This is a genomic window from Marinomonas polaris DSM 16579, assembly GCF_900129155.1.
GTDB lineage: Bacteria > Pseudomonadota > Gammaproteobacteria > Pseudomonadales > Marinomonadaceae > Marinomonas > Marinomonas polaris.
The window spans coordinates 49,754-62,137 of sequence record NZ_FQVF01000025.1 but is presented as its reverse complement, the minus strand read 5'-3'; the positions used below and the strand labels follow the sequence as shown (position 1 = coordinate 62,137).

General features: G+C 44.9%; 12 protein-coding genes and 4 tRNA genes. 15 read left to right on the top strand and 1 reads right to left on the bottom strand.

The window, feature by feature from the left end; translation table 11 throughout:
- Positions 1 to 23: 23 nt before the first annotated feature.
- Positions 24 to 458: a GNAT family N-acetyltransferase gene (locus tag BUA59_RS21120; RefSeq protein ID WP_072841861.1), complete on the bottom strand. Its 435-nt coding sequence runs from the start codon at positions 456 to 458 to the stop codon at positions 24 to 26.
- Between the two features lie 97 nt (positions 459 to 555).
- Here BUA59_RS21120 and BUA59_RS21115 point away from each other — a divergent pair, with 97 nt between their 5' ends.
- The 15 genes from BUA59_RS21115 to rpoB all read left to right on the top strand — a co-directional run bounded on the left by BUA59_RS21115 (position 556) and on the right by rpoB (position 12,359).
- Positions 556 to 1,752: an alpha/beta hydrolase gene (locus BUA59_RS21115; protein WP_072841859.1), complete on the top strand. Its 1,197-nt coding sequence runs from the start codon at positions 556 to 558 to the stop codon at positions 1,750 to 1,752.
- 114 nt (positions 1,753 to 1,866) lie between these two features.
- On the top strand, positions 1,867 to 2,820 hold the full coding sequence (locus tag BUA59_RS21110) for a biotin--[acetyl-CoA-carboxylase] ligase (protein WP_072841857.1): 954 nt from the start codon (positions 1,867 to 1,869) through the stop codon (positions 2,818 to 2,820).
- Positions 2,804 to 3,538, top strand: coding sequence for a type III pantothenate kinase (locus BUA59_RS21105; protein ID WP_072841855.1), 735 nt, complete (start codon positions 2,804 to 2,806; stop codon positions 3,536 to 3,538). Before BUA59_RS21110 ends, BUA59_RS21105 begins: the two co-directional genes overlap by 17 nt.
- Positions 3,535 to 4,239, top strand: coding sequence for an SPOR domain-containing protein (locus tag BUA59_RS21100; RefSeq protein WP_072841853.1), 705 nt, complete (start codon positions 3,535 to 3,537; stop codon positions 4,237 to 4,239). The genes BUA59_RS21105 and BUA59_RS21100 overlap by 4 nt, the downstream gene beginning before the upstream one ends.
- Positions 4,240 to 4,313: 74 nt before the next feature.
- Positions 4,314 to 4,397: transfer RNA gene (locus tag BUA59_RS21095), tRNA-Tyr, on the top strand.
- A gap of 3 nt (positions 4,398 to 4,400) precedes the next feature.
- A tRNA-Gly gene (locus BUA59_RS21090) sits at positions 4,401 to 4,475 on the top strand.
- A gap of 2 nt (positions 4,476 to 4,477) precedes the next feature.
- A tRNA-Thr gene (locus BUA59_RS21085) sits at positions 4,478 to 4,553 on the top strand.
- Between the two features lie 116 nt (positions 4,554 to 4,669).
- Positions 4,670 to 4,745: transfer RNA gene (locus BUA59_RS21080), tRNA-Trp, on the top strand.
- A 43-nt stretch (positions 4,746 to 4,788) separates the two neighbouring features.
- Positions 4,789 to 5,157: a preprotein translocase subunit SecE gene (gene secE / locus BUA59_RS21075; RefSeq protein ID WP_072841851.1), complete on the top strand. Its 369-nt coding sequence runs from the start codon at positions 4,789 to 4,791 to the stop codon at positions 5,155 to 5,157.
- Between the two features lie 9 nt (positions 5,158 to 5,166).
- Positions 5,167 to 5,700, top strand: coding sequence for a transcription termination/antitermination protein NusG (nusG, locus tag BUA59_RS21070; RefSeq protein ID WP_072841849.1), 534 nt, complete (start codon positions 5,167 to 5,169; stop codon positions 5,698 to 5,700).
- A 49-nt stretch (positions 5,701 to 5,749) separates the two neighbouring features.
- On the top strand, positions 5,750 to 6,184 hold the full coding sequence (rplK, locus tag BUA59_RS21065) for a 50S ribosomal protein L11 (RefSeq protein ID WP_012071947.1): 435 nt from the start codon (positions 5,750 to 5,752) through the stop codon (positions 6,182 to 6,184).
- Positions 6,184 to 6,885, top strand: coding sequence for a 50S ribosomal protein L1 (gene rplA / locus BUA59_RS21060; protein ID WP_072841847.1), 702 nt, complete (start codon positions 6,184 to 6,186; stop codon positions 6,883 to 6,885). The genes rplK and rplA overlap by 1 nt, the downstream gene beginning before the upstream one ends.
- A 231-nt stretch (positions 6,886 to 7,116) precedes the next feature.
- Positions 7,117 to 7,617, top strand: a complete 501-nt coding sequence (gene rplJ, locus BUA59_RS21055; protein ID WP_072841845.1) for a 50S ribosomal protein L10 — start codon at positions 7,117 to 7,119, stop codon at positions 7,615 to 7,617.
- Positions 7,618 to 7,698: 81 nt separating this feature from the next.
- Entirely contained in the window at positions 7,699 to 8,070 is a 372-nt protein-coding gene (gene rplL / locus BUA59_RS21050; RefSeq protein WP_072841843.1) for a 50S ribosomal protein L7/L12, read from the top strand.
- A gap of 188 nt (positions 8,071 to 8,258) precedes the next feature.
- Positions 8,259 to 12,359, top strand: coding sequence for a DNA-directed RNA polymerase subunit beta (gene rpoB, locus BUA59_RS21045; protein WP_072841841.1), 4,101 nt, complete (start codon positions 8,259 to 8,261; stop codon positions 12,357 to 12,359).
- Positions 12,360 to 12,384 lie beyond the last annotated feature (25 nt).

The following is a 12,384-nucleotide window of genomic DNA, read 5'->3' as shown; positions in this document are numbered from 1 at the left end:
TTTAGCTGCGAATTAAGTACTTTTTAGCTACGGATATAGCGCATTGGTGTCAGATTTCGACCTTGTGCCGTATAGGCTCGAAAGCGACTTGCTAGTTCTTCTGGTAACATTTCTGCCGAGATGACCGTAAAATGATTTGCGCTATAAAATGGCACAAGATGCGTAAATGCGAAGCAATAAGTGGTTTTTTCATCTAATGCTGGATGAATGCCGTGGATTAGATGGCTGCCGAGACCAATATTACGATGGATTGGCTCTGTCACCATACCGGTAAGTAGCTGAAAGTTGGCAATTTGTTTGAGTCTTACCGCGCAAAGAATTTTGCCTTTATCTCTTATTACCCAAATAGGATCCGCTTTGTTTGGTTTACCGCTTGGATAATGCTCTTGATAAAATTTCTTCACTAAAGGAAACCAAAGCGAAGGAACTTGTTCGGGGATAGGGTAGGATGTCTTCATAGTGGAATTTGTATAGCGACGAAGTGCTTGATGGTAGCATAATCCGCTATTTTATAGTGTTAATGAAATTGAATGACGGATAGCGGGAGGGATTATCGTGCGGCAAAGAATAGTGTTCTGGTGTTTTTGTGTTTTGGCATTGCCCATTTCTGGAATTGGATACGCAGCACAACAACAAACGGAGTTTGTTTATGAGTCAGAAGAATCTTTCGCTCATTATCTAGTACGTGCAGAGGAATATGTAAGCGAGCGCAAGGTATGGATCAATGCTGATGACAAGCCTAGAGAGCTCGCCGCTGTTCTACCCTTTGAGTTATTGCCTGATGCAGAAAGCTGTGCAGGGCGAGCGCGCATTGGAGTGTTGTTGTCTCACGGCTTATCAGATTCTCCTTTTTCGATGCGAGACCCTGCGCTTGCTTTGCAAGCTGCTTGTTATCAGGTGCGCGTAGTTTTGTTGCCAGGTCATGGCACAAAGGCAGAAGACCTTCTCAATGTCTCACGTGATGATTGGCGTGCGACGTTTCAAAATGCTGCTGATCAGTTTAGTAAAGAAGTAGACGTCATGTATGTTGGTGGTTTTTCTACTGGCGGTGCATTGGCTGCGGAATATGCTTGGCAGCATTCTGACAGTGTTGCTGGTGCTATTTTGTTTTCGCCTGTGTTTAAGGTAAATAGCAGTATAGATTGGCTTTCGCCTTGGTTGGCGATGGTGAAAGATTGGTTAGACCATTATCCAAGTGATGACTTTGCTAAATACGCGTCAATCCCTCTGCCTGCAATTGCTCAGGTGTATAAGTTGTCTAAAGAAGTGCGTAATTTGATTCTTGATAATCCGAAAGATTTGCCAGTGTTTATTGCCTTATCAGAAGATGATCAAACAGTAGATTCGTCTGTGTCAGAAAAGGTGTTTAACGTGGGGATGATTGGGACAAAGAGTCAGATGGTACTTTATAGTAAAGATCAAATGAGCACCAATACAGACCGTATTAAGGTTTACAATACCAATTGGCCAGAGTCTAAAATATTCGGTTTATCGCATATGGCTGTTCATAGTAACCCCGACAATACCTATTACGGCGCTGTAGGTGAATACCGTATATGTGGTTGGTATCTGTCTGATGAGCCTTTGTATCAAGCGTGTCGAACGGATAAAAATAATTGGTTTGGCGAAAGTTCTGATGCATTAACGAAGAAAAGCCCTCATGCGGCACGAGTATCTTGGAATCCGAACTTTAATTCGTTAATGCAAGAAGTCGCTTTTTTCATCAAGGCAAACGCGAGTAGTAATAGATAAGTAGAGACTCTTCTTATGACAGAGTTGACTCGGCAATAGATTGCTCTAATAAATGTCAGGAATTAGGTAGGTATTAGGGTTGAATAATACAAGAAGTGAAATTGGAGAGCGTTGATGCAAGCTGTTTTGGCCCTGCTTAGTGATAATGAATTTCACTCTGGCGAAGAGTTGGGAGCCGCATTGGGAGTTACCCGCGCAGCGGTCTGGAAGAGGCTTAAAAAGTTAGAGGCAATTGGTGTGACTGTTCACTCAGTTAAAGGTCGAGGTTATCGTTTACCTTCACCAGTCGAACTGTTGTCTGAAGACGCTTTGCGTGAAAACGGTGTGCCAAATGATGTGGCGATCAAGTTAGCGTTTGAGACAGAATCAACCAACGGCGATGCTAAGCACTATATATCGCAAGGGCTGCCTTTACCGGTTCTAATCTCGGTTGAACGTCAGACTCAAGGTAAGGGGCGTCGTGGTCGTCAGTGGGAGTCGGGAGTCGCAAAAAATATTACATTTTCATTCGCATGGCGTTTTGATAATGGCCCAAATGTTGTTGAAGGTTTAAGTCTCGCGGTGGGCGTTGCTGTAGCTCGAGTATTAAAAAAAGCTGGTATTCCCAATCCTGGGTTGAAGTGGCCTAATGACGTACAAGTAGACGGTCAGAAAATCTGCGGTATTTTACTGGAAATGGTGGCTGATCAGGACGTTTGTCATGTGATCATTGGAGTCGGACTTAATGTCGAAATGAATGATGGCATTATGACCCACGTTGATCAGCCTTGGACGGACCTTGTGTCTCGCCTTAAGTCTCGCCCGAGTCGGAATGTCATTTTGGCTGAATTAACCAAAGAGCTGATTGATATTTGTCAATTATTTGAAGATGGCAATGGTATGAAGCATTTTCAATATCAGTGGCAAGCATATGATGTTTTGTTCAATCAGACGGTTACTGTTAGTACGGTTTCTCAGCAACGTCAAGGTATTGCACGAGGTATTGATCAAAAAGGTGCTCTGCTTCTAGAAGAAAATGGTGAGCTGGTGGCTCTTCATGGAGGGGAAATTAGTGTCCGTCGAGTCTAGAATTTTGGTCGTTGATGCGGGTAATACTAGTATCAAATTTACTGCCTTTGAAGGCGAAAAGGTATTGTGGGTTCAGCGAGGTGATAGTTGTCCTGTGGAAACCGGTTTTGCACCGGAGGTGATTTATTTTGCCAGTGTACGATCTAAAGAGCAGAGTGCACTGTTGCATGCTGATGTCCAAGCTGAGTTCCCAAGTAGTGAATGGATTACGCTGACGAGCCAAGCGACCGCTTGCTTCGTTCGTAATGCCTATATTGAGCCTGAGCGATTGGGAATTGATCGATGGCTCGGTGTTATTGCGGCGCATCACCTGATAAAAGGTGATGCGGTAGTAGTGGATGCCGGTACAGCGATAAAAGTGGATGTGGTTAATAGAGAGGGTGTTCATCTTGGTGGTTATATTGCTCCTGGGTTAGCAATGATGACGGAATCTTTGCTCTCGAAAACTGCTCGGATTCGCTTTGATTCTCATGAGGTGGTCGAAGGCGAGGGGTTGCCTAACTCTACGGCAAGAGCGGTGACAGAAGGTTGTCATGAGATGGCGTTGGGTTTTTTAGAGCGTATTCATCATCTATATCCTGAATTTAAGTGGGTTGTGACAGGTGGAGATGCGCAAGCGTTATTGAATAGATTAGGCATTGCGCTCGAATGTTTTCCTAATCTTGTGGCTTTGGGCGCAAAGTTGGTTGGTGATGAACAGTTAAGAGGCAATAAATGAAGTGGCTATTTCTTTTTATAGTGTTACTTAATGCTGCCTTTTTAAGCTGGCATAGTTTTGTTCAGGATAAGCTAGAAAAAAATAAAGAATCTATTTATGGGCCGCCTGTGAGTGAGAGAATTCATCTCTTGTCCGAGGTGCCAGCAGTTACTGGGCAGGATTATAATGCGAGGATTGCATATGGTGAAGGGCTTGAGGATGCACTGAGTAAGGTGATAGATCAGGCTTCTGGAGATTCGCCTGATCTATACTGTCCGCGCTTAGAAACAGAGCGCGATGATGATAAAAGACAAATCATTCAAGTTCTGAAGAGTTTTGGCTGGGCTTATAAGGATCAAGAAACTTCAGGTAAAAGGCCTAAGTTTTGGCTCTATATTGCCGCACCGGAAACACCAGCCATTGCTGAGCGAATAGTAAAAGAGCTTGCTTCTAAATCCATTGATAGCTTTGTTATTAATCGTGCCGAAATGAAGAATCGTATCTCTTTAGGTCTATATTCTTCAAAAGAGCGAGCTGACCAAGCGAAAGTGCGCATTCAAAATGTATCTGGCTATGCTGTTGATGTTTATGAACATATGCGAAATGTCCCGCTTCAGCAGATAGATATTGCGCAGCCAGTGGATGAAAAAGACTGGGAACAGTTTATGTCACGCTTCGATCTGACCAAGATGATGATAAAAGTAGAAAAAAATCCTTGCTAGCGCTTGCAATTGGCAAGACGATTCATATAATGGCTCCCACCTTTTGGGGTGTTGCGTTGTAGCGCTGAGTACGTGGAGGGGTTCCCGAGTGGCCAAAGGGAGCAGATTGTAAATCTGCCACGAAAGTTTCGGTGGTTCGAATCCACCTCCCTCCACCAATTGCGGGTATGGTATAGTGGCTATTACCTCAGCCTTCCAAGCTGAAGAGGCGGGTTCGATTCCCGCTACCCGCTCCAATGCTCATGTAGCTCAGTTGGTAGAGCACACCCTTGGTAAGGGTGAGGTCGGCAGTTCAAATCTGCTCATGAGCTCCAGCATTTCCAATGCAAAAGATAGGTGGTTTGACCGCCTTTTTTATTGTCTGTTTTTTGGGCAGATACCCTTGCCAGGTTTGGCTTGTTCAGGTATCATCCTTCGCCCATACGAATGTAGGCCAATAGTTCAATTGGTAGAGCACCGGTTTCCAAAACCGGCTGTTGGGGGTTCGAGTCCCTCTTGGCCTGCCATCTTTCGTATCATCCTATTTCTTAGTTAGGGATCACCTGAAGTATGAGTTCGAGTACTGAAGCTCAAGCGTCTCGCGGAGATGTGTTTAAGTGGGCAATTGTTGTTCTGCTAGTTGCGGTAGGCGTGATTGGTAATAACTATTATTCTGCTGAGTCACTATTGTATCGCTTAATCGCTATCTTGGTGTTGGCTGGTGTCGCTGGTTTTGTTGCATTACAAACTGTGAAAGGAAAGGCTTTTTTTACTTTGGCAAAAGAAGCTAAAACTGAAATTCGCAGAGTTGTATGGCCAACTAGACAAGAAACCATGCAAACAACCTTAATAGTATTAGCGGTTGTTGTTTTTATGTCTCTCGTACTATGGGGGGTGGATTCGTTCCTTGGTTGGATCGTTTCCTCGGTAATTAGTTAGGAGTTGCTCGTGACCAAACGATGGTATGTAGTACAAGCGTACTCAGGGTACGAAAAGCACGTAATGCGTTCGCTTACAGAGCGAGTGCAGGTTATGGGGCAGGAAGAGAATTTTGGTGACATCTTGGTGCCGACTGAAGAAGTGGTCGAGATTCGAGATGGCAAAAAGCGCAAGAGTGAAAGAAAGTTCTATCCAGGTTATGTATTGGTTCAAATGGATATGAATGACGCCTCTTGGCATTTGGTTAAAGGTACGTCTCGTGTGCTTGGTTTTATTGGTGGTACGGCTGATAAGCCTTCACCAATTACGGCTCGCGAAGCGGATGCTATTCTACAGCGTGTTAGTGACGGTGTTGATAAGCCTCGTCCTAAGACTTTGTTTGAAGTTGGTGAGGTTGTTCGTGTTAACGAAGGGCCATTTGCTGATTTCAACGGTGTTGTGGAAGAAGTGGATTACGATAAAAGTCGAATCAAAGTGGCAGTGCTTATATTTGGGCGCTCTACGCCAGTTGATTTGGAATTTAGTCAGGTTGAAAAGGCCTGATTTTGTTGAACGGGTAGCCTTCGGGCAGTGACCCAATTGGAGTTGAAAAATGGCTAAGAAAGTCCAAGCTTATATCAAGCTACAAGTTAAAGCGGGTCAAGCGAACCCAAGTCCACCAGTTGGTCCAGCACTTGGTCAACACGGTGTGAATATCATGGAATTCTGTAAAGCGTTCAATGCTAAAACTCAAAGCCTTGAGCCAGGTCTTCCAACGCCTGTTATCATCACTGTTTACAGTGATCGTAGTTTTACATTCGAAACTAAATCTACTCCTGCAGCAGTTTTGCTTAAAAAGGCAGCTGGCTTGAAGAGTGGTTCTCCACGTCCAAACACTCAAAAAGTTGGTACGGTTACTCGTGCTCAACTAGAAGAGATTGTTGTTGCTAAGCAGGCTGATTTGACTGCTTCTAACATGGATGCAGCAGTTCGTACTATTGCTGGTAGCGCACGCGCTATGGGTCTAGAAGTTGAGGGTGTTAACTAATGGCTAAATTAACTAAACGCGCTCGCTTGATCGCTGAAAAAGTAGAAGCAACTAAATTTTACTCTGTAGAAGAAGCTGTTGCTCTATTGTCTGAGCTTTCTACTGTTAAGTTTAAAGAGTCTATCGACGTATCTGTTAACCTAGGCGTTGACCCACGTAAATCTGATCAGGTTGTTCGTGGCTCTACAGTATTGCCTCATGGTGCTGGTAAAGATGTTCGTGTTGCAGTATTTGCACAAGGTGCAAACGCTGAAGCTGCGAAAGAAGCTGGTGCAGATGTTGTTGGTTTCGACGATTTGGCTGAACAAGTTAAAGCTGGTAACCTTGATTTTGACGTAGTTATTGCATCACCTGATGCGATGCGTATCGTTGGTCAACTAGGTCAGATTTTAGGTCCACGTGGTCTAATGCCTAACCCTAAAGTTGGCACTGTAACGCCTGATGTTGCTACTGCAGTACGAAATGCAAAAGCAGGTCAAGCTCGTTACCGTACAGATAAAAATGGTATCATCCATGCTGCTGTTGGCTCTATTGAGTTCGCTGCTGATGCTATCAGAGGTAACTTGGAAGCGCTTTTAACCGATTTGCGTCGTGCTAAGCCTGCGTCTTCTAAAGGTGTTTACCTGAAAAAAGTGACCTTGTCCTCTACAATGGGACCTGGTCTACAAATTGATCTAGGCGCGCTTAACTCTACTAAGTAAGCATGTTTAGATCATGAGCTTTGGGGTCTGCCTTCATTTATTTGTTGAGTAGGCCGTCAAAGACCGCAGGAACCTAACGGTTTAATAACAACGTTGAAAAATGTTTGTCCTGCGCAGATGGTGTGGCCCGATTCAGATTAACTGGATCTAACTCACCAGCAAGTACTTCGAGTAATCGGAGAGTTGGTAAAAATAGGGGAATTTATTCCCTGCTAATCCAGGAGAAAACCAGTGGCATTAGGTCTAGAAGACAAAAAAGCCATTGTCGCCGAAGTTAGCGAAGCTGCTAAAACTGCATTGTCTGCGGTAGTTGCTGATTCTCGCGGTGTTACCGTGAGCAATATGACAGCACTACGTAAAGAAGCGCGCGAAGCAGGTGTTTATGTACGTGTAGTACGTAACACTTTGGCTCGCCGTGCAGTTGAAGGCACTGACTTCGAATGTCTAGCTGAAAGCTTTGTTGGTCCTACGCTAATTGCTTTTTCTAACGAACACCCGGGTGCGGCTGCTCGTTTGTTGAAAGCGTTTGCGAAAACTAACAGTAAGTTTGAAGTGAAGGCGTTGGCGTTCAACGGTGAGTTGATCCCAGCTGGCGACATTGATCGTTTGGCAACACTGCCTACATACGACGAAGCTATTGCGAAACTGATGAGTGTTATTCAGGGCGCAACAAGCAAGTTTGTACGTACTCTTGCAGCGGTTCGCGATCAAAAAGAGCAAGAAGCGGCTTAATACGGCTTGCCGTATCCCTTCTTGATAAATATTTGTTTTATCACCCTTGGGTGATTATAAAGAATGCTAGGAATCTGAGTCATGGCTCTAACTAAAGAAGATATCATCAATGCAGTAGCAGAAATGTCTGTGATGGACGTTGTTGAACTAATTTCTGCAATGGAAGAAAAATTCGGCGTATCTGCAGCAGCTGCTGTAGCTGCAGGTCCTGCTGCTGACGCTGGCGTTGCTGCTGAAGAACAAACTGAATTTGACGTTGTTCTTACTGCTGCAGGCGAGAAGAAAGTAAACGTAATCAAAGCTGTTCGTGCAGCGACTGGTCTTGGCTTGAAAGAAGCTAAAGCTATCGTTGACGGCGCTCCAATGACTGTTAAAGAAGCTGCTTCTAAAGAAGATGCTGCCGCTCTTAAAGCAGCTCTTGAAGAAGCTGGTGCATCTGTCGAAATCAAGTAATGATACTTGCATTTCCAGATTTCGACCAATAGTCGAAATGGCTGGTGACATTATTGTCACCGGCCTTTTTGGGTTTCTGAAACTCAAATAAAACTTAAAAGAATTTTCACATGGGAGATAATGCTCCCATATATGGTAAGGCCTGATTTGGGCCTTTTGCGTCAATGTGCACAAGCTGGGGAATGCTGATGGCTTACTCATACACTGAGAAAAAACGTATCCGTAAGGATTTCGGTAAACTGCCGCCCGTTTTGGATGTGCCATACTTGCTGGCAATTCAGCTTGAATCCTACCGTAATTTTCTGCAGGAAGGTAAAAGTCTTGCAGAGCGTGGGGAATTAGGTCTGCATGGGGCCTTTAAATCTGTCTTTCCAATGGTCAGCTTTTCCGGCAATGCGGCGCTAGAATACGTCGATTACCGTTTAGGCAAGCCAGTCTTTGATGTTAAAGAGTGTCAGTTGCGTGGTGTTACTTACGCGGCACCTTTACGTGTTCGTGTACGACTTATCATTTATGATAAAGAGTCGTCTAACAAGGCAATCAAAGACATTCGCGAGCAAGAAGTCTACATGGGCGAAATTCCGCTTATGACAGACAATGGTACCTTTGTAATCAACGGGACTGAGCGTGTTATTGTATCTCAATTACACCGTTCTCCTGGTGTGTTCTTCGACCACGATCGTGGTAAGACACACTCTTCAGGCAAGTTACTACATTCTGCTCGTATTATTCCTTACCGCGGTTCATGGTTGGACTTCGAGTTTGATCCAAAAGATTGCGTATTTGTTCGTATTGACCGTCGTCGTAAGTTGCCGGCAACTATTTTGTTGCGCGCTTTGGGCTACGGAACAGAGCAAATCCTAGATACTTTCTTTGACTCAACTCGTTTCTATTTAAAACGCGATGGTTTTGAAATGGATCTAGTTGCAAATCGCCTACGTGGCGAGACTGCACTGTTTAATATTGCTGATGCGAATGGCGAACTGATCGTAGAAGAAGGTCGTCGTATTACTGCTAAGCACATTCGTGTGATGGAAAAATCAGGTCTTGAGCGTCTATCTGTGCCGCTTGAGTACATGCTTGGTAAAGTAACGGCGAAAAACTTAGTTCACCCTGCGACGGGTGAGTTGATTGCGGAAGCAAACACTGAGTTGTCTGTTGATTTACTTGAAGCGTTGGTTTCTTCTGGTATTACTGAAGTTGATACGCTTTACACGAACGATTTGGATAACGGTCCATTTATTTCTGACACACTTCGTATTGATCCAACTAGTAATCAGTTGGAAGCTTTGGTTGAAATTTACCGCATGATGCGTCCTGGCGAGCCACCGACCAAAGAGTCGGCTGAAGGTTTGTTCCAAGGCTTGTTCTTCTCAGAAGATCGTTATGATCTATCTGGCGTTGGTCGAATGAAATTCAACCGTCGTTTAGGTCGTGAAGAAGATACTGGTGCAGGTGTTCTTGATAACGATGACATCGTTGCTGTTCTAAGAACTTTGCTTGATATCCGTAACGGTAACGGCATGGTTGATGACATCGACCACTTGGGTAACCGTCGAGTTCGTTCTGTTGGCGAAATGGCCGAGAACCAATTCCGTGTTGGCCTTGTGCGTGTTGAGCGTGCAGTGAAAGAACGTTTGTCTATGGCGGAAGCTGATGGCCTTATGCCGCAAGACCTTTTGAATGCGAAGCCTGTTGCTGCTGCTATTAAAGAGTTCTTCGGTTCAAGCCAGCTGTCTCAGTTTATGGACCAAAACAACCCGTTATCTGAAGTAACGCATAAGCGTCGTGTGTCAGCGTTAGGGCCTGGTGGTCTTACACGTGAACGCGCTGGCTTTGAAGTGCGTGACGTACACGCTACTCATTACGGTCGTGTTTGTCCTATCGAAACGCCAGAAGGTCCGAACATCGGTTTGATCAACTCGCTTTCTACTTATGCGCGCACTAACAGCTACGGCTTCTTAGAAACGCCATATCGTAAAATTGTAGATGGCAAGCAGACTGACGAAACTGTTTATGTTTCGGCGATTGATGAAGCGAAATATGTTATTGCCCAAGCGTCTGCAAACGTAGATGAAGAGGGTCGTTTGGTTGATGAGTTGGTTCAGGTGCGTCATATGCACGAAACCACTTTGATTCCAAAAGAAAAAGTAAACCTAATGGACGTGTCTCCTCGTCAGGTTGTTTCTGTGGCGGCGTCTTTGATTCCGTTCCTAGAGCACGATGATGCTAACCGAGCTTTGATGGGTTCGAACATGCAGCGTCAAGCCGTTCCAACGCTTAAGGCTGACAAGCCAGTTGTTGGTACTGGTATGGAGAAAAACGTAGCAAAAGACTCTGGTGTTTGTATTGTTGCAAATCGCGGCGGTGTGATTGAGTCTGTTGATGCAAGTCGAATCGTTGTTCGTGTGAATTCAGAAGAAACGATTGCTGGTGAAGCGGGTGTAGATATCTACAACCTGACTAAATACGTGCGTTCTAACCAGAACACTTGTATTAACCAACGTACTTTGGTTATGAAGGGTGAGAAGATAGCATCTGGCGATATTATGGCCGATGGTCCTTCTGTTGATATGGGTGAATTGGCGCTTGGCCAAAACATGCGTATCGCTTTCATGCCTTGGAATGGTTACAACTTCGAGGACTCGATCCTAGTTTCTGAGCGTGTTGTAGAAGAAGATCGATTCACGTCGATTCATATTCAAGAACTAACGTGTGTTGCTCGTGATACTAAGCTTGGACCTGAAGAGATTACTGCCGATATCCCTAACGTGGGTGAAGGTGCGCTTTCTAAGTTGGATCAGTCCGGTATCGTTTACATCGGAGCAGAAGTTGAGCCAGGCGATATTCTAGTTGGTAAAGTGACGCCTAAGGGTGAAACACAGCTAACGCCTGAAGAGAAACTTTTGCGAGCTATCTTCGGTGAAAAAGCATCTGACGTAAAAGATACGTCACAACGTGTTAAGACTGGCACACGCGGTACTGTTATCGACGTGCAAGTTTTCACTCGTGATGGCATTGAAAAAGATGACCGTGCTAAGTTCATTGAAAAATCGCAGCTTGATCAAGTTCGTAAAGACTTGAACGAAGAGTTCCGTATTGTTGAGAAAGCGACTTTCGAGCGTCTAGCAGAAGCCCTAATCGGCCAGCAGGCGGAAGGCGGTCCTGGTTTGGCTCGCAATGCGATTATTACGGAAGAGTACTTGGCGAATCTAGATCACCCTGAGTGGTTTAAAATTCGCGTTGCTAATGAAGAAGCGAGTGAGCAGCTTGAAAAAGCACAAGCCGCTTTGATTGAGCGCCGTAAAGAACTTGATGCGAAATTCGAAGATAAGAAACGCAAGCTACAAACAGGTGATGATCTAGCACCTGGCGTTCTTAAAATCGTTAAGGTTTATGTTGCCATCAAACGTCGCATCCAGCCAGGTGATAAAATGGCCGGTCGTCATGGTAACAAAGGTGTAATTTCTAAAATTATGCCAGTTGAAGACATGCCGTACGATGAAAACGGTGATCCAGTTGATATCGTATTGAACCCACTAGGTGTTCCTTCACGTATGAACGTTGGTCAGGTCTTGGAGACTCACTTAGGTGCAGCTTCTAAAGGCTTGGGTCGTAAGATCAACGAAATGCTTGTTGTAGAGCGTGAGAAGGCTGAAGCGGTTGCAGAACTGCGTAGCTTCCTTGACGAGATCTATAACGGCCACGAAGGTGATTTGAAGTGCGCGCGTACTGAAGATTTGGACAGCTTTACAGACGAAGAAATTTTGACCTTGGCATCCAACCTAACCGGTGGTGTTCCAATGGCGTCTGGTGCCTTTGATGGTGCAAAAGAGTCTGAGATTAAACGTATGTTGCGTTTAGCTGGAATCAACGAAAGCGGTCAGGTTAAATTGTTTAACGGCCGTACTGGTGATGCTTTTGAACGTCCTGTAACCGTTGGTTACATGTACATGCTTAAGTTGAACCACTTGGTTGACGACAAAATGCACGCACGTTCTACGGGTTCTTACAGCTTGGTTACTCAGCAGCCGCTGGGTGGTAAAGCTCAGTTCGGTGGCCAGCGTTTCGGAGAGATGGAGGTATGGGCACTAGAAGCATACGGTGCTGCTTACACGCTTCAAGAAATGTTGACTGTTAAATCCGATGACGTGAATGGCCGTACTAAGATGTATAAAAACATCGTAGATGGTGACCACCGTATGGAACCTGGCATGCCTGAGTCCTTCAACGTGTTGGTGAAAGAGATTCGTTCTCTTGGTATCGATATCGAGCTGGAAAACGAATAAGCACGAATCACATTTGACCTGCTGG